Here is a 16,315-nt window from a genome sequence, read left to right as displayed (position 1 = left end):
GGCCGGAGCGGGGGCCCGGTCGAGGACCGAGTCGAGGATCTCGCCGACCCTGATCGCGGTGTTGGAGAGCAGCGACGAGGTGATGCCGTGGGTGTGCTCGGTGCCGCCCTGGAGGTAGATCCCGCAGCGCAGTTCGGGATCGGTGGCCAGTCGGTAGTCCCGCTCGACGCGGACCCGGCCCTGGTCGTCGCGGTGGCAGCGGTCGCCGACCGGGCCGAGGAGGCCGAGGGGCTCGGCCGGCGTGTACCCCGTGGCGTAGACGACGACGTCGGCCTCGAGCACGGACTCCTCGCCGGTGACGAGGGAGGTGACGAAGGCGCGGACCTTGTCCGGGCCGTCCTCGACGCCGGTGAGCCGGGAGATGTTGATGAAGCGCAGTCGCTCGGTGCCGAGGACCTTCTCCTGGTACGCCTGCCGGTACAGGTCGTCGATGAGATCGATGTCCACCACGGAGTAGTTGGTGTTCCCGTGATAGCCCATCAGTTTGCGCTTGATGTCGTCGGGAGCCGTGAAGTACTCGTCGACCGCGTCGGGGTCGAAGATCCGGTTGGCGAAGGCGCTGTCGTCGGCGGGGCTGTAGCCGTACCGCGAGAAGACGGCGCAGATCTCGGCCTCGGGGAACCGGCGGTGCAGATAGGCCACGTTCTCGGCGGCGCTCTGTCCGGCACCGACGACGACGATCCGCTCGGGGTTCGTGCCCTCCAGGCCCTCGACCTTGCGGAGCAGGTCGGAGTTGTGCCAGACGCGGTCACTGCGCTCGACGCCCTCCGGCATCTTCGGCCGAAGTCCCGTACCGAGCACGAGGTTTCGGGCGCGGTGGACGACCAGCTCGTCCCCGGCGCGGGCGGTCACGTCGAGGTACTCGACGACACCGTCACGCTCGACCGGTTCCACCGAGACGATCTCGTGTCCGTAGGAGACCATGTCGTCGACCTTGGACGCGGCCCACTCGAAGTAGTCGTGGAACTCGACGCGCAGGGGGAAGAGGTTCTTGTGGTTGACGAAGTCGATCAGCCGGCCCTTGCTCTGCAGGTAGCAGAGGAAGCTGTATTCGCTGGTCGGGTTGCGCAGCGTCACCAGGTCCTTGAGGAAGGACACCTGCATGGTCGCGTCGTCGATCAGCATGCCGCGGTGCCAGCCGAACTGCGGCTGACGCTCGAAGAAGTGGGCGGTGACCGCTTCCTCTCTTCCGACGCGTGCGTTGTGCTCGCTGAGCGCTATCGCCATGGCCACATTGGACGGCCCGAAGCCGATACCGATGAGGTCGTGGACCAGAGGTGCGTCACCAGGAGAGCCCTGCGACATGTCACTCCCATCGTGCGGGAAAGAAGCTGGGGAACGGGGCATCGAGCACTCCGGTGTCACCGGCAGCGCCCCGCATAACTTAGGTAAAGCTAACCTGATTAAGCGTGACTGTCGACGGGATGAAACGGACATCGGGCGGAGGTCGCTCGTGAACAGCCGCATAAATCAAGCCAGTTGCGTCGTTAGGTAAGCCTTGCTTTACTTGCTGACGGTCAATCGCTCTTCTGAGGAGGAACCCCATATGCGGGTCGTCATGTTCGGCTATCAGACCTGGGGCCACCGCACCCTCCAAGCGCTCCTGGACTCCGAACACGACGTGGTGCTCGTCGTGACGCACCCCAAGAGCGAGCACGCCTACGAGAAGATCTGGAGCGACTCGGTCGCCGACCTGGCGGAGGAGCACGGCGTCCCGGTCGTGATCCGCAACAGGCCCGACGACGAAGAGCTGTTCGCGCGCCTCAAGGAGGCGGACCCGGACATCATCGTCGCCAACAACTGGCGTACGTGGATCCCGCCGCACATCTACAACCTGCCCCGCCACGGCACGCTGAACATCCACGACTCGCTGCTGCCCAAGTACGCCGGCTTCTCGCCGCTCATCTGGGCCCTCATCAACGGCGAGTCCGAAGTCGGCGTCACCGCCCACATGATGGACGAGGTGCTCGACGCCGGCGACATCGTCCAGCAGCACGCGGTCCCCGTCGGGCCGACGGACACGACGACCGACCTCTTCCACAAGACGGTCGACCTCATCGCCCCGGTCACGATCGGCGCGCTCGACCAGATCGCCTCCGGACAGGCCGAGTTCACGAAGCAGGACCGCTCCCAGGCCAGCTTCTTCCACAAGCGGGCCGAGGAGGACATCCGGATCGACTGGAACTGGCCGGCAGACGTCCTGGAGCGGCTCGTCCGCGCCCAGTCCGCGCCCTACCCGAGCGCCTTCACCTTCCACCGGGGCAGGCGGCTCGAAATCCTCTCCGCGGTCGTCTCCGAGGGACGGTACGGCGGCACCCCCGGCCGCATCTTCTACCGCGAGGGAGAGGGTGTCGTGATCGTCGCCGGGGCCGACGCGCGTACGGGCCGCAACCACGGCCTGGCCATCACCCGGGTCCGGACGGAGGACGGCCGCGAGTTGCCCGCGACCGAGTACTTCACGTCCATGGGCGGCTACCTCGTCGCGCGTCCCTGACGGCGCATGGGTTCCGAGCACGTCGACGGGGGTCGTCGGCCACGCCCGAGGGGCATGGCGGCCCCGTGTCAGATCTGGGTAGGTTGATCCAACCTATCGGTGAGACACGGCGGTTGGTCTCCGACCGCGCGGACAGTGAGGCACTGCGATGGAACAGCCGATCGTCAACGGTGGGGCGCGCGACGCCTCGGGGGCGACGTTCGCCGTCATCGGCATATCGAACATGCCGACCGACTGGGCGAAGGTCTTCAGCTCCCTCGCCGGCGCCGACCTGACGCTCGACGGGGGCGCGAACCCCGGCGGTGGCGAACAGGCCCTGCTGCGCGCCGTCACCGAGGCGGCGGCCACCGGGGCCGGCCGCGGCGACAATCCCGCGGCCGCCATCCCCCCGCCCTCCATGAGCATGACTCCCCCCAGTGTCCTGAACCTCAACGCGTACCTCATGTACGCGCTCGGCAAGGTCGCGCGCCGGAGGCTCACGGAGCGGCTTGAGGCCCGTGGGTTACGGCTGTGGCATCTCACCGTGATGACCCTGCTCGCCGACCTCGGCCCGCAGATGAAGACGGCCCTCGCGTCGCGGCTCGACATGAACGCCAGCGACCTGGTGAAGATCGTCAACGACCTGGCCCGCATCGGGCAGGTGGACTGCGTCCGCGACCGGACGGACCGGCGCCGTGTCGTCGTCCAGCTCACCCCGGAGGGCCGGACGTATCTCGCCGGCCTCAGCGCGGAGATCGCCACCGCGGACGACGAGCTCCTGGCCCCGCTCGACGCGGCCGAACGCGAGCAGCTCGGCTCCCTGCTCCGCCGCGTGCACGGCCATCTCGAACGGCCCCTGGCCGGCCTGGCGCGCGGGCGCGGGGACGGGCCGCCGGCTCCGCGCACCGCATCCTGACCACCCGGCCGCGATCCACCACGACGACCTGTGCCCCTCGCCCTTCCGGGAGAGGGGCACGTCGCCGCCGCACGAGGTGCGGCAGCCGGCGCCGCGCAGGACGGGGACGCTCAGGTCACGGGGGCGCCGGTGACGGCGGCGATGCGCAGGGACTCGACCAGGTCGCGGTAGAGGGTGTCCGACACGAGCAGTTCCTCGTGCCGGCCCCGCGCACGGACCCGGCCCGCCTCCATGACGACGATGGTGTCCGCGTCGACCACCGTCGACAGGCGGTGCGCGATCGTCACCACGGCGCCGGTGTCCGCGCGGGAGCGGACGCACTCCTGTACGGCCGCCTCGGTCAGACCGTCGAGCTGGGCGGTGGCCTCGTCCAGGAGCAGGACGTCGGGGGTGGCGAGCAGCGCCCGGGCCAGGGCGATGCGCTGCCGCTCCCCGCCCGACACGTTCGCGGTGGCGAGGGGCGTGTCCAGTCCCTCCTCCAGGGCGTCGACCTTCTCCGTGAGCCGTACGTCGTGGAGGACGCGCCGCAGTTCCTCCGTGGTGGCGTCGGGCCGGGCCAGCAGCAGGTTGTCGCGGATCGTGCCGGGGACGACGGGGGTGTCCTGCTCGACGTAGGCGAGGCGGGCCCGGATGTCGCCGTGGGCGTGGTCGCGGTACGGCCGCCCGTCGAGGAGCAGTTCGCCGCCGGTCGGCTCCAGGAACCGCAGGACCAGGGAGAGCAGGGTGGTCTTGCCCGCACCCGAGGGGCCGACGACGGCGGTGTGGCCGCGCCGGGGGATGACGAGGTCGATGTCCCGTACGGCCGGCTCGGCGTCCGGGCCGTAGGCCGCGGTGACGTTCCGCAGCTCCAGGACGGGCACGTCGTCCCGGAGGTCCCGGAGTCCGTCGTCTTCCTGGCGTTTCCGGAGTTCCTGGGGTTGCCGGACGGGTGCGCCCGCGGACGGCGGCGCCTCCTCGGACGGCAGGGCGTCGGCCTGCCGGATGCGTTCGGCCGCGGCGATGCCGGACTGGAGGGCGGTCACGTTCTGGCTGAGTTCGGTGATCGGGTCCATCAGGGCGAAGGTGTAGAGGAGGAAGGCGATCAGGCCGGACACCTCGAGCCGGCCCTCGCCGACGCGCCAGGCGCCGACGGCGAGGATCGCGATGATGGCGAGGTTGACGCCCGACCAGGCGGTCGTCCAGGCCAGCGCCTCGCGGCGGACGGCCCGGACCCCGTACTCGGCCGAGGCGCGCGCGTCGGCGAGGATCCGCTCGGTCATGCGCTCCTCGGCGCGGTTGACCTTGACGGTACGGATCGCCCGCAGCGTGCCTTCGAGGACGCCGCCGAGCCGTCCCACGTGCTCCTGGGCCTGCTTCTGCGACCGGGCGATGCCGGGCATGAGAAGCCCGAAGACCACGCCGACCAGGGCGACGGCGGCCACCGTGGTGGCGAGCAGCACCAGGTCGAGGAAGCCCATGAGGACGAGGCTGCCGACCAGCATGACCGCCCCGTTGATCAGGCCGACGAAGGAGGAGGCGGCGGCCTCGCGGAGCAGCACGGTGTCGGAGGTGACACGGGTGACGAGTTCACCGGTGGGGCTCCGGGTGACGCCGGGCACGGTCGCGCGCAGGAAGCGCCGCACGACCGACTCGCGGGCGTCGAGGACCACCCGCTCCCCCAGCGCTCCGAGCAGGGTCCACTGCCAGTAGGACACCGCGGCGCCGACGAAGAGCAGCACGACGAGCGTCGCCACGGGTCCGGTGAGGGAGGACGCGCTGCCCAGCGCGTCGAGCACGTGCTTGGTGACCATGGGCGTGGCGAGGCCCAGGGCGGAGGCGATCAGGGCGAGGGCGAGTCCCTTGAGCAGGGTGCGCCGGTGCGGGCGGGCGAAGGACCACAGGATGCTCAGGCGGGGCGCGATGGAATCCGACATACCCACAATGGAACACCTCTGTTCCAGAAAGGTCAAAGGGTTTTCCAAAAGGTATGAGGGGATACCGTGTGCGCATGGGGTCCGACGACACTCCCGCGCACGGCGCGGCCACCCGCGAGAGCGCCACCCGCGCCCGCACCCGGCGCGCGATCCTCGACGCCGCCGTCTCCGTCCTCACCGCCGACCACGGCGCCTCGCTCGGCGATGTCGCCGAGGCGGCCGGGGTGGGGCGGACCACCGTCCATCGCTACTTCCCCGAGCGCTCCGACCTGCTCGCCGCGATCGGCACGGACGTGCGGGACCGGGTCGCCGCGGCGGCCGACCGGGCGCGGCTCGACGACGGGCCGGCGCCCGAGGCGATGGAGCGGCTCTGCCTGGAGTACTTCGAACTCGGCGACCGGCTGCTGCTGTTGTACGACGTACCGCAGTTCGTGGCGTGGTCCGGCATCGAGGAGGAGTCCGCGGCCGACCTGGCCCTGCTGACCCTCGTCCGGCGCGGACAGAGGGAGGGGACGCTCGATCCCGAGGTCGACGCCGGCTGGCTCCAGGACGTCATGTGGGCGCTGCTCTACGCCGCATGGATGCAGGCACGGGACCAGGGCACCCCCAGGCACACGGCCCTCTCCCTGTGCCTGCGGACCCTGCGGAAGGCCGTCGCGCCGTAGCACTCCGGCGGGTGCCGTGTGGATCACATCGAGATCGAACCCCCTGGCGCCCAAGCCAAGACAGGAATAGGTTAGGCTCACCTAACAAGCACCGAGTTGGCCGCTGCCCCGCAGACATCCGTCTGTGGGGCCGTCAGTCGGGGCCTCGCACATCCCCCTGCCCGGAGACAAGGATCCACCATGCCTTCTGTGTTCACCCCCCTCCGCCGTCGCGTTCTCGTGGCGGGCGCCGCCGCGGTCTCGCTCGGCCTGATGGTGACCGGGTGCGGCTCGGACGAGAAGAAAGACGACGCGGCAGGGTCGGCGAGCAAGGCTCCGGCGGGCGCCTTCCCCGTGACCATCAAGAGCGCCCTCGGTTCGGCCGTCATCAAGGACAAGCCGAAGCGCGTGGTGACCCTCGGTCAGGGCTCGGCGGAGACCGCCATCGCCCTCGGCAACGTCCCGGTCGGCATCGAGGAGTACCCCTGGGGCAGCGACAAGAGCGGCTACCTCCCCTGGATCCACGACGCGGTGAAGAAGTCCGGCGCCACGCTGCCCAAGCAGTTCAAGGGCGGCGAGGAGCTCGACATCGAGGCCATCACCGAGCTCGAGCCCGACGTCATCCTCGCCCCGTGGTCCGGTCTGACGCAGAAGCAGTACGACATCCTGAAGGACATCGCGCCCACCGTCGCCTACCCCGAGAAGGCGTGGAGCACGAACTGGGACCAGCAGATCGAGATCATCGCCAAGGCGCTCGGCCAGCCGGAGAAGGCCAAGGACCTCGAGGCGAAGATCGAGAAGCAGCTCGCCGACGCGGCCGCTTCCCGCCCCAACTACAAGAACGTCACGTTCTCGTACATCTACAACACCGGCCCCGGCACCCTCGGCATCTTCAAGCCCGAGGAGCAGCGCGTGGCGATGGTCTCCAAGCTGGGCCTCAAGGTCGACCCGATCGTGAACACCTTCCCGGAGACCGAGGGCACCGACTCCTCCCTCATCGGCCTGGAGAACGCCAACAAGCTGGCGAAGAGCGACATCGCCTTCACGTTCTACATGGACGAGAAGTCCCGCAAGGCCGTCGAGGCCCAGCCGCTGTACGCGGCCATCCCCGCCGTGAAGAAGGACGCGCTCGTCTACAGCCACGACACGCCCTTCGTCACCGCCTCCTCGATGATCAACCCGCTGACGGTGCCGTACAGCATCGAGCGCTACCTCCCGATGATCGACAAGGCCGTCGCCAAGGCCGGGAAGTAACCACGGGTCCTCAGCGTGACCACTCTTTCCAAGACCGATCAAGGCCCCGCCGTCGCACGGCGGGGCCTTGGCCGGCATGTCATGGCCGCCGTCCTGTGCCTGGTCCTGCTCGCCCTGGCACTGCTCGCCAGCGTGATGTTCGGCAGCAGGCCGACGTCCGCCGGTGACGTCCTGCGGGTCGTCACCGGCGGCGGCGACGAGTACACCCGTACCGTCATCGAGAGCCGCTACCCCCGCACCGTCCTCGGTGTGCTCGCGGGCCTCTGCCTCGCCGTCGCCGGCACCCTGATGCAGGGCATCACGCGCAATCCGCTCGCCGAACCGGGACTTCTCGGCATCAACGCGGGCGCGTCCGCCAGCATCGTCGCCGCGACCGCCTTCCTCGGCGCCTCCGGACAGCGGGAGACGATCTGGTGGGCCCTCGTCGGCGCCCTCCTGACCGGTGTCGTCGTCCATGTCGTCGGCACCGCCGGCGGCGGCGGCGGACCGGTGCGGCTGGTGCTCGCCGGCGCGGTGCTCTCCGCCGTCCTCGCCGCCTTCATCCAGGCCGTCGCCCTGTCCAAGCCGCAGGTCTTCGACACGTACCGCTACTGGGTGGTGGGCGCGCTCGGCGGGCGCGGCTTCGACGCCTTCTGGGCGGTCCTGCCGTTCGCCGCGGCGGGGTTCCTGCTCGCCCTGCTGCTCGCGCCGGGGCTCAACGCCATGGCCATGGGCGACGACAAGGCCGCCTCCCTCGGCATCAGCCCGGCCCGCGTCAAGGGCGCCGGACTCCTCGCGGCGACGCTGCTCGCCGCGGCCGCGACGGCGGCCGTCGGGCCCATCGCCTTCGTCGGCCTCGCCGTCCCGCACGTCGTCCGGGCGCTCGTGGGCGCCGACTTCCGGGCCCAGGTCCTCTTCACCTCCCTCGCGGGGCCGACGCTGCTGCTGTTCGCCGATGTCATCGGCCGGATCCTGCTGCGCCCGCAGGAACTCATGGTCGGAGTCGTCACCGCCTTCGTCGGTGCGCCCGCCCTGCTCTTCGCCGTTCGCCGTATGAGGGGAGCGGGATGAAGACCGCCGACCGGACCGACTCTCCGGACAGCCCGGAGGTGACGAAGCCACGCGCGGTGCGGCCCGCCGGCCGCGGTGTGCTGCGGATAGGCCCCTGGGTCGCCGTACCCGTGCGCCGTACCACCGTGGTCGCCGCCGTGGTCTCCCTGCTGCTGCTCTGTGCCGCCGCCGTGGCCACGCTGTCGATGGGCAGGCTCGGCATCGACCTGCCCGATCTGCCGTCGGCCCTCGCGGGCGAGGCCACCGGCAAGAACGCCTTCGTCCTGAACCGGCTGCGCGGCCCGCGGCTCGTGGTGGCCATCGCCACCGGCGCCGCCTTCGGCCTGTCCGGGGCCCTCTTCCAGTCCGTCACCCGCAATCCGCTGGGCAGCCCCGACGTCATCGGACTCGGCGCCGGAGCCGGAGCGGGAGCGGCGGCCGCCGCCCTGTTCCTGCCCGACGTCATGCCGGTGGCCGTCGGCGCGCTGCTCGGCGCGATCCTCGCGATGACGGTCGTGTTCCTCGCCACCGGCACCGGGTTCCGCAGCCCGGGACGGCTCGTGGTGGCCGGTATCGGCGTGGCCGCGATGGCCACCGCGCTGACCCAGTACGTGGTGTACGCCGTCGAGCGCGACAAGGCCAGCGCCCTCACCGCCTACATCAACGGCAGCCTCTCCGCCCGCTCCTGGGACGACGCGGCGACCATCTGGACGGTGCTGCTCGTCTCGCTGCCGTTCGCGGCGCTCCTCGCCCGGCCCCTGGGCATCGGCGAGATGGGCGACGACCTCTCCACCGGTCTGGGGGCCCGCCCGGGCCGGACCGCGACCTGGGCGGTCGCGCTCTCGATCGTCCTCTCCGCCGGAGCCGTCAGCGTGGCGGGACCGATCGCGTTCATCTCGCTGACCGCGCCGCAGATCGCCAAGCGGGTCACCCGCAGCGGCGGCCCGCACCTGGTCATGTCCACCCTGCTCGGGGCCCTGCTGCTGGTCCTGGCCGACCTGACCGCGCAGCAGTTGCCGCTCTTCGACGACCTGCCCGTCGGCCTGTACACGATGGCCGTCGGCGGCGCGTACCTGGGCTATCTGCTGCTGCGTGAGTGGAGGCGTCCCTCCGCCTGACCGGGAGAGGCTCCGCCGAGGGCCCGCACGGGCACGAGCGGGTCGCCGACGCGCAGGTTCCAGCGCTCGGCGCGCCCGCTCAGGTGCACGGCGGTCAGGGGGCGTACGTCGAGCCGCCCGGCCGCCTCGTCCGGTGCCCCCAGGGCGTGGACCAGGGCCGCGCGGATCACGTCCGGTTCGGCCACGACGGTGACGCGCCCCGAGCCTGCCCCCAGTCCGTCGAGCCAGGCCCCGACCCGTAGCCGCAACTCGCGCGAGGACTCCCCGCCGTGGGGTGCCGCCGCCGGGTCGGACAGCCAGACGCCGAGCGCCGCTTCCTCGGCGGCGGCGACGGCCGCGAGGGTCTGGCCCCGCCACCGCCCCATGGCGCAGCCCGCGAGTGCGGTCACCGCCTCCGCCGAGAGCCCGAGGGCCTCCGCCGTCCGGCGGCAGCGTACCGAGGGCGAGGTGTACGCGCGCGAGGACGGGTCGACGGCGGAGGCGACGGACTCGGCCCGGGCGATTCCGTCGGGGTCGAGGGGACTGTCGTCGTCGAACCCGACGTCGCGCGGTGATCCGCTCGTGGCGGGGGAGATCAGCGTCAGCCGGACGGTCATCGGCTTCCTTCTCGGTCGGGTCCCGGGGCGGCGCCCAGGGTAGCGCCGGTCCGCCGTGCCGACCGCGCCGACCGCGCCGAGCCGGGCTCACCACCCCGGGGCGCACGTGATTCAGGCCTCACGCCCTTGGCGGGTCACCCGGTGCGCGGTACGGTCGGGCGACATCTGAACAACGTGACGACGGCGAGACGGAAGTCCGGTGAGAATCCGGCACGGTCGCGCCACTGTGAGCCGATCCCCACCCCTCCGATCCGGAGGCGGTGACACGGCGAGTCAGACCCGCGGACCGTCGTCCTGCACCACCGTCCGGGACGCGAGTTCCCGCAGGAGGTTCCATCATGGCCGAGGCTGTCGTCTCCGCTGCCGTATCCGCCCCTTCCCAGGCCGTTCCGGCCCCGCTGCCCGTCCGGGCCGTTCTGCCCTGGGCGTTCTTCGTCGGCCTTCTCGCGCTGATCGCGCTGTACTTCGTGGGCGCCGAGCAGGGTGCCACGTCCCTGATCGCCGGCTCCGACGTGCACGAGTGGGTGCACGACGGTCGTCATCTGCTCGGCTTCCCCTGCCACTGAGAGGCGATCCGCACATGCACGCCTCAACTGTCAGATCCCTGCTGGTCCGTGGCATGCTCGCGGGCCTGGTCGCCGGTCTCCTCGCCTTCGCCGTCGCCTACGTGGTGGGTGAGCCTCCCGTGGACGGCGCGATCGCCGTCGAGGAGGCCCAGGCCGCCCAGGAGGCGCACGCCGCTCCCGAGGCCCACGCCGGCCACGGTGGCGCGGCTCCCGCGGAAGCCGCGGAGGAAGAGGAGGAGGCGGTCAGCCGCCCCGTCCAGTCGACCTTCGGCCTGGCCACCGGTGTCCTGGTGTACGGGGTGGCGCTCGGCGGCATCGCCGCGCTCGCCTTCTCCTTCGCGCTCGGCCGCGTAGGCCGGTTCAGCCCGCGGGCGACGGCGGCGCTCACCGCGGCGGCGGCCTTCACCACCGTGTACCTGGTGCCGTTCCTGAAGTATCCGGCGACCCCGCCGGCCGTCGGCAATCCGGACACGATCGGGAAGCGCACCACGCTGTTCTTCCTGATGATCCTGCTCAGCGTGCTGCTCGGGCTCGCCGCGGTGATCGCGGGGCGGCGCCTCGCGCCGCGACTGGGCCACTGGAACGCGACCCTGGCCGCGGCGGCCGGGTTCGTCGTGGTGACCGGTGTCGCCTTCGTACTCCTCCCCGCGAACGACGACGCGGTCAAGGCGGGCTTCCCCGCCGCGCTGCTCTGGGAGTTCAGGCTGGCCTCGCTGGCCGTCCAGGCAGTGCTGTGGGCGGTGTTCGGCGTGGTCTTCGGCGTCCTCGCCCAGAAGGTCCTGGCCGTCCGGACGCCCCCCGCCGACGCTCCGGCCCCGGCCGGGGCGCCGCTCCCCGGCTGACCGGCCGGACGACCCGGCGCGGACCGCTCACCGACCGCCCCGTATGCCCCGGCGTACGGGGCGGTTCCGCGTTCCCGGACAACTGCGGGCGGTCCGAGCACCGTTGGAAGATCGCGAACTCACACCTCCGTATACTGAGCGCGCACGTCTCATCACGTTATGTGTACGGAGGGTCTCCTCTTGGCTGGTCGTTCCCCGTCGGCCGACGACGTCCGGCAGCCGGCTCCCGCGGAAACCCAGGTGCGGCCCGCGTGGCACGAGCGGGCCAAGAAGGCTGTCGTGTCGGGCCGGTCGGACCCCCACCTCGTGTCCGAGGCCGAGAGCCTGGCACGGTCGGGGCGACTGACGCAGCGGGACCTTCGGATGCTCCTCCTGGTGACCGGCGACGATCCGGCGTGGCGGACCGCCCGCCGTCTCGCGGTCGAGAGCCTGCGGGGCACGCCGGAGGTTCCACAGCAGATTCTCACGACGCACGCTCAGCTCGAGTTCTGGCCACCGATGACGTACGACGAGTCCGCCGAGCACCTTCCCGACGGACATGTCCTGCACACGGCCGCGGTACGACTCGGCCCCGGCGACGCCCAGGTGACGGGCCCGGCGCGGAGCGCGCGGACCGCCGCCCTCGCCCGTAGGTCCGCCGCCGACGCGATGCTTCGCCGGCTCGCCGGTGTCGAGGAGTCGGCGGGGGAAGCCGGCGCCGGGCGGCTGACGTTGCCGGGCATGGGGACGGAGATTTTCGAGTCGCTGCTCCACACCCGCGTGACGACGGACGACGAGCCGGGCGATGAGCTGGCGGCCGAGATCGTCCGCAGGGCGGGCTCGGCGCGGCTGCGGCACCGTGACGTCCATCTGCTGCTGTCCGGTGCGCGGGGCCCTGCCTGGCGCGAGGTGCGCGTACGGGCACTGGGGCTCGCGGCGCGGATGCAGAACTCGGCGGCCACGCTGCTGCGCTGGCGGGCGGACGAGCAGGGTGCTGACCTCCGGCACACGGTCACCGCGTCCGACGGAGGGTTCTCCTGTCGCTGGAGCTGGGAGGGCGGGGGCGGTGCCGGTGTCGGCCGCACGGTCGACGGCGCGGACCGCACCGCTCGCGACCGGCGGCAGGCCGTCCACCTCGGCGCGGTCGCCCTCCTGGCGGAGCTCACCGGGCTTCCGGAGCCGGAGGGGGAACGGGCCTCCCCCGACGGTGGCGGCACGCCCCGGTCGGTGCGGATCCAGCCGGTACCGGCGGGCCAGGACCCGGTGAAGTACCTGAACAAATACTCCCAGTTGGAGGTCATCTCCAAGCCGGAGTCCACGTTCGCGGCCGCGCCGAAGAGCGTCGGCTGCACCTACACCTGCACCCTGGTCCGTACGGGGGCGGAGGTGTCCGTCACCCGCCGGGCGAAGACGCGGGCGGAGGCGCGCCGCGCGGCCGCGTCGGCGCTGATGGAGGAACTCGTCGCTCAGGACGCCAGGTCCACTCCCCCGGCGCGGGCGCCGGAGCGATCGTCCGTACCGGGGTCACCGTCCGTGCCGGGGCCGCGGTCCGCCGCCGGCGGGCCGACTGTTCCGGCTCGGACCGTGACGCCGGGTCCGGGCGCGGCTCCGGCCGCGGCCCAGGCCCCGCCCCCGGCTCCGGCTCCGGCTCCGGCTCCGGCTCCGGCTCCGGCTCCGGCTCCGGTATTACGGATCGCGGTCGGTGACGTCGTCGCGGAAGCCCTCGCGGCCGGGTGCGCCGTCTCCTTCCTGCCCGGAGGCAGCGCACCCGCCGCACTACTGCTCCACCGGACCGACGGAGCTCCGCTGCCTGACGACGGCCTCCCGGCACCGCTGTCCTCCGCGCGCCGGTCGCTCCTCGTGCCCCCGGCGACCGCCCCCGTACCCGTGGTCGGGTGGCGGGTTCCGCTCGCCCAGGCCGTACCCGTACTGCTGCGCCGGGACCGGGACGCCGGGTGGCATCCGACGGCGCTGGAGTGGGAGCGGGCGACCCGGCTCGGACTCCGGGCGGTCGCCGACGGCCTCGTCCATCCGGCCCTCACCCCGGACGGGGCGGACAGCTGGCGGACGGGACCGCTGCCGGTCGGGCTCGCGCGGGCCGTGGACGAGCTCGCCCGCCGCATGCCGCCCCGGGCCCATGCCGTCGCCGACGGGGGACGGTTCCTGTCGGCGTTCGACGCCGTACCGGCCTTCCTCGACGCGCTGGCCGACACGATGCTGCGTCCCCCGGCGGCGGTCCTCTTCGGCACCGGCCCGTTCCTCGGTCCGGCCGGCGGTCCGCTTCCCGAGGCGGAGGCCGCGCTGGTCCGGCCCTGGCTGGACACCGTCGAGGACCAGCTGCACTCCGGGCCGCCGCCCGGCCTGGTCGTCGAGTTCGCCGCACCGTCCGAGGAGGAGGCCGCCGCCGGACGGCTGACCGGTCGCCTGCTCGTGGCCGTCGCCCCCGGGGCGCCGGACCAGGAAGTCCCCGCCGGGCACCTGCGGACCGCGCGCGATCCGGTGGCGGGGGCCGAGCCGTACCACCTGCGGGAACGCGTACGACTCCGGCTCCGGCGCGCGGCCCGGCGGTGCGGTCTCCTGGCCGGGCTGCTCACCTCGCCCGAGCGGCTGATGGCGGACACCACGGGGATCACGCGTCTCCTCGAAGCCGAGGCGGACCTGGCGGCCGGGGGTCTGCTGCTGCGCTGGCCACCCGGACTGCGCGATCTGCTCTCCGCCCACACGGTGGTCGGGACGGACGACGTCCCCACCGCGGGCGGCGGCCTCGGCCCCCTCCCCGAGGGCGGCGCACCCCGCTTCGGCCTCCAGGCGCTGCTCGACTTCCGCTGGCGGTTCGCGCTCGGTGGCGACGTGCTGAGCGAGGCCGAGATGGACGCACTCGCGGAGGCCGCCCGGCCCCTCGTCCGGGTCCGGGGCCACTGGGTGCTGCTCGATCCCCTCACGGTCGCGCGCGTACGCCGCCGGGAGATCGGCCCGCTCGCGGGAATCGACGCGCTCACCGCGGCCCTCACCGGCACCGTGAGCGTCGACGGCCGGACGGTGCCGTGCCGGGCGGGCGGCGGCCTCGCCGCCGTCGTCGGCCTCCTGCGTCGCGGCGAGCACGCACCCCGGGTGCCCGCGCCCGCCGGGCTCGCGGCGACTCTCCGTGCCTATCAGGAGAGGGCACTCGCCTGGCTCGCGCACACCGGCGGCATGGGTTTCGGCGCGGTCCTCGCCGACGACATGGGACTCGGCAAGACCCTGACGGCCATCGCGTACACCCTGCACCGGTACGGGAACGGGCAGCGCGGCCCGGTCCTGGTGGTGTGCCCGTCGTCGCTCGTGACGAACTGGGAACGGGAGTTCCGCCGCTTCGCCCCGCGGCTCGACGTCACCGTCTACCACGGCACCCGGCGCAGCCTGGACGTCGCCGGGGAGCGGACCGTCGTCCTCACCACGTACGGAGTCCTGCGCCGCGACGACGAACTCACCACCCGCACCTGGGACATGGTGATCGCCGACGAGGCGCAGCACGCCAAGAACCACGCCTCCTCCACCGCCCGCCGCCTGCACGCGCTCACCTCCGCCACTCGGCTGGCGCTGAGCGGCACCCCGGTCGAGAACAACCTCTCCGAGCTGTGGACCCTGCTCGACTGGGCCAATCCCGGCCTCTTCGGCCCGCTGAAGACCTTCCGGTCCCGGTACGCGGCCGCGGCCGAGCGCGACCCGGACGGCCCGGCCGCGCGTGCCCTGGCCCGGCTGATCGCGCCGTTCCTCCTGCGCCGGCGGAAGACCGACCCGGGTGTCGCCCCCGAACTGCCCGCGAAGGTCGAGACACGGCGGATCGTCGAGCTCACGGCGGAGCAGGTCGCCCTCTACGAGGCCGTCGTCCGGGAGACGATGGAACAGCTCGCCCACGCCCCCTCCCTCGCCCGCTCCGGGCTGGTGTTCAAGCTGATCACCGCCCTGAGGCAGATCACCAACCATCCCGCCCACTACTGGGGTGAGGACCATCCCGGCCCGTCCGGGACCGGGGAGTTCACCGCGCGCTCGGCCAAGCTGGAAGCCCTCGGCGAGCTCGTCGAGGCGATCACCGCGCGCGGGGAGGCGGCGCTCGTCTTCACCAGTTACGTGACGATGGGCCGACTGCTCACGGAGCACCTCACGCACCTCGGTCATCGCCCGCTGTTCCTCCACGGCGGCCTGGACACCCGGCAGCGGCAGGAGCTCGTCGACGCGTTCCAGGCGGGCCGCTCACCGCTGTTCGTGCTGTCCCTCAAGGCGGGTGGCACCGGCCTCACGCTGACCCGGGCCAGTCACGTGGTGCACTTCGACCGCAGCTGGAACGCCGCCGTGGAGGACCAGGCGTCCGATCGCGCGCACCGGATCGGGCAACGGCGGACCGTCACCGTCCATCGCCTCGTCACCCGCGGCACGATCGAGGACCGCATCGATCAACTCCTCTCGCACAAAAGGGCGTTGCAGGACACCGTGCTGGGGTCGGGGGACGCCGGTATCGCCCGGCTATCCGACCGGGAACTCGTCGACCTCGTCAGCCTGGGAGACCCGTCGTGACCTCCGCCGAACCCGCGTCCGTACTGGCCCGCCTCACCGAGCCGCCACCGGCGCCGCTGCCCGGGCTCGATGTGCTGCGCGCCCTCGTCGCCGACGCGGCGCTCCGCGCGGCGGCTCTTCTGGACAGCCCCGGGGGCGCGCTCGCGGAAGGCGCCGCGTTCGAGGGCGCCGCCGACGGTGCCGCCGCGGATGGCCTCGACGACGTCACCGCGGACATCGTCCGCTTCGTCGCCCAGCACGGCGACACCCATCTGGAGCGCGCCGCCCTCCGACTCGGCTGCTCCGCAGGCCGGATGAGGCTTCTCGCCACGGCCCACCGGTGGGGCGGGCGGCCCGCCGTCGCCACCTTCCTCGCGCCGCTGCCCGCCGATCCCGACGTCCTGGCCGCCGCCGAGCACGCCGTCCAGCCGCTCCGCCCCTCCCCCACCGCC

General features: G+C 72.5%; 12 protein-coding genes and 1 pseudogene. 10 read left to right on the top strand and 3 right to left on the bottom strand.

Annotated elements, in window-relative coordinates:
* Positions 1 to 1,305: lysine N(6)-hydroxylase/L-ornithine N(5)-oxygenase family protein (locus AOK00_RS26375; RefSeq protein WP_055602751.1), on the bottom strand; the 1,305-nt coding region annotated here is incomplete at its 3' end.
* A gap of 241 nt (positions 1,306 to 1,546) precedes the next feature.
* On the opposite strand from AOK00_RS26375, the gene AOK00_RS26370 reads away from it, so the two are divergent.
* The gene (locus AOK00_RS26370) at positions 1,547 to 2,494 is read left to right on the top strand and encodes a methionyl-tRNA formyltransferase (protein WP_055602750.1); all 948 of its coding nucleotides are present in this window, start codon (positions 1,547 to 1,549) and stop codon (positions 2,492 to 2,494) included.
* 148 nt (positions 2,495 to 2,642) lie between these two features.
* Positions 2,643 to 3,389 carry a MarR family winged helix-turn-helix transcriptional regulator gene (locus AOK00_RS26365; RefSeq protein WP_055602749.1) on the top strand — a complete coding sequence of 249 codons (747 nt, stop codon included), beginning with the start codon at positions 2,643 to 2,645 and terminating at the stop codon, positions 3,387 to 3,389.
* 110 nt (positions 3,390 to 3,499) lie between these two features.
* Here the strand turns inward: AOK00_RS26365 and AOK00_RS26360 are convergent, their stop codons facing one another.
* Positions 3,500 to 5,302 (bottom strand): ABC transporter ATP-binding protein, encoded by a 1,803-nt coding sequence (locus AOK00_RS26360; RefSeq protein ID WP_063886662.1) that lies wholly within the window; start codon positions 5,300 to 5,302, stop codon positions 3,500 to 3,502.
* A 74-nt stretch (positions 5,303 to 5,376) separates the two neighbouring features.
* Between AOK00_RS26360 and AOK00_RS26355 the strand changes: the two genes are divergently transcribed.
* The 4 genes from AOK00_RS26355 to AOK00_RS26340 all read left to right on the top strand — a co-directional run bounded on the left by AOK00_RS26355 (position 5,377) and on the right by AOK00_RS26340 (position 9,347).
* The gene (locus tag AOK00_RS26355) at positions 5,377 to 5,967 is read left to right on the top strand and encodes a TetR/AcrR family transcriptional regulator (RefSeq protein ID WP_055602748.1); all 591 of its coding nucleotides are present in this window, start codon (positions 5,377 to 5,379) and stop codon (positions 5,965 to 5,967) included.
* Positions 5,968 to 6,147: 180 nt separating this feature from the next.
* Positions 6,148 to 7,200, top strand: a complete 1,053-nt coding sequence (locus tag AOK00_RS26350; RefSeq protein ID WP_055602747.1) for an iron-siderophore ABC transporter substrate-binding protein — start codon at positions 6,148 to 6,150, stop codon at positions 7,198 to 7,200.
* Between the two features lie 81 nt (positions 7,201 to 7,281).
* The gene (locus AOK00_RS26345; RefSeq protein ID WP_254047509.1) at positions 7,282 to 8,250 is read left to right on the top strand and encodes a FecCD family ABC transporter permease; all 969 of its coding nucleotides are present in this window, start codon (positions 7,282 to 7,284) and stop codon (positions 8,248 to 8,250) included.
* A complete protein-coding gene (locus AOK00_RS26340; RefSeq protein ID WP_055602745.1) occupies positions 8,247 to 9,347 on the top strand; it encodes a FecCD family ABC transporter permease in 1,101 nt (366 codons plus the stop codon). Before AOK00_RS26345 ends, AOK00_RS26340 begins: the two co-directional genes overlap by 4 nt.
* Here AOK00_RS26340 and AOK00_RS26335 read toward each other — a convergent pair.
* Positions 9,308 to 9,943 (bottom strand): histidine phosphatase family protein, encoded by a 636-nt coding sequence (locus AOK00_RS26335; RefSeq protein ID WP_055602744.1) that lies wholly within the window; start codon positions 9,941 to 9,943, stop codon positions 9,308 to 9,310. The two genes, AOK00_RS26340 and AOK00_RS26335, sit on opposite strands and share 40 nt — an antisense overlap.
* Positions 9,944 to 10,281: 338 nt before the next feature.
* On the opposite strand from AOK00_RS26335, the gene AOK00_RS26330 reads away from it, so the two are divergent.
* From AOK00_RS26330 to AOK00_RS39210, 4 genes and pseudogenes are all read left to right on the top strand, one after another.
* The gene (locus AOK00_RS26330) at positions 10,282 to 10,509 is read left to right on the top strand and encodes a CbtB domain-containing protein (protein WP_055602743.1); all 228 of its coding nucleotides are present in this window, start codon (positions 10,282 to 10,284) and stop codon (positions 10,507 to 10,509) included.
* 14 nt (positions 10,510 to 10,523) lie between these two features.
* A complete protein-coding gene (locus tag AOK00_RS26325) occupies positions 10,524 to 11,351 on the top strand; it encodes a CbtA family protein (protein WP_079042201.1) in 828 nt (275 codons plus the stop codon).
* Between the two features lie 306 nt (positions 11,352 to 11,657).
* Positions 11,658 to 15,884 carry a DEAD/DEAH box helicase gene (locus AOK00_RS37530; RefSeq protein WP_159041858.1) on the top strand — a complete coding sequence of 1,409 codons (4,227 nt, stop codon included), beginning with the start codon at positions 11,658 to 11,660 and terminating at the stop codon, positions 15,882 to 15,884.
* Positions 15,881 to 16,315 (top strand): annotated as a pseudogene (locus tag AOK00_RS39210) (hypothetical protein); the annotation flags it as partial. The gene AOK00_RS37530 and the pseudogene AOK00_RS39210, both read left to right, overlap by 4 nt.

The organism is Streptomyces aureus (assembly GCF_001418135.1).
GTDB classification, from domain to species: domain Bacteria; phylum Actinomycetota; class Actinomycetes; order Streptomycetales; family Streptomycetaceae; genus Streptomyces; species Streptomyces aureus_A.
The sequence above is the reverse complement of the archived record's forward strand: the minus strand, read 5'-3'. Positions and strand labels throughout refer to the sequence as shown.

What these genes read in the sequence shown, in the direction of transcription:
- AOK00_RS26370 (WP_055602750.1), top strand. Translation starts at nt 1,547, where the DNA reads ATGCGGGTCGTCATGTTCGGCTATCAGACCTGGGGCCACCGCACCCTC.
- AOK00_RS26365 (WP_055602749.1), top strand. Translation starts at nt 2,643, where the DNA reads ATGGAACAGCCGATCGTCAACGGTGGGGCGCGCGACGCCTCGGGGGCG.
- AOK00_RS26360 (WP_063886662.1), bottom strand. Translation starts at nt 5,302, where the DNA reads ATGTCGGATTCCATCGCGCCCCGCCTGAGCATCCTGTGGTCCTTCGCC.
- AOK00_RS26355 (WP_055602748.1), top strand. Translation starts at nt 5,377, where the DNA reads ATGGGGTCCGACGACACTCCCGCGCACGGCGCGGCCACCCGCGAGAGC.
- AOK00_RS26350 (WP_055602747.1), top strand. Translation starts at nt 6,148, where the DNA reads ATGCCTTCTGTGTTCACCCCCCTCCGCCGTCGCGTTCTCGTGGCGGGC.
- AOK00_RS26345 (WP_254047509.1), top strand. Translation starts at nt 7,282, where the DNA reads ATGGCCGCCGTCCTGTGCCTGGTCCTGCTCGCCCTGGCACTGCTCGCC.
- AOK00_RS26340 (WP_055602745.1), top strand. Translation starts at nt 8,247, where the DNA reads ATGAAGACCGCCGACCGGACCGACTCTCCGGACAGCCCGGAGGTGACG.
- AOK00_RS26335 (WP_055602744.1), bottom strand. Translation starts at nt 9,943, where the DNA reads ATGACCGTCCGGCTGACGCTGATCTCCCCCGCCACGAGCGGATCACCG.
- AOK00_RS26330 (WP_055602743.1), top strand. Translation starts at nt 10,282, where the DNA reads ATGGCCGAGGCTGTCGTCTCCGCTGCCGTATCCGCCCCTTCCCAGGCC.
- AOK00_RS26325 (WP_079042201.1), top strand. Translation starts at nt 10,524, where the DNA reads ATGCACGCCTCAACTGTCAGATCCCTGCTGGTCCGTGGCATGCTCGCG.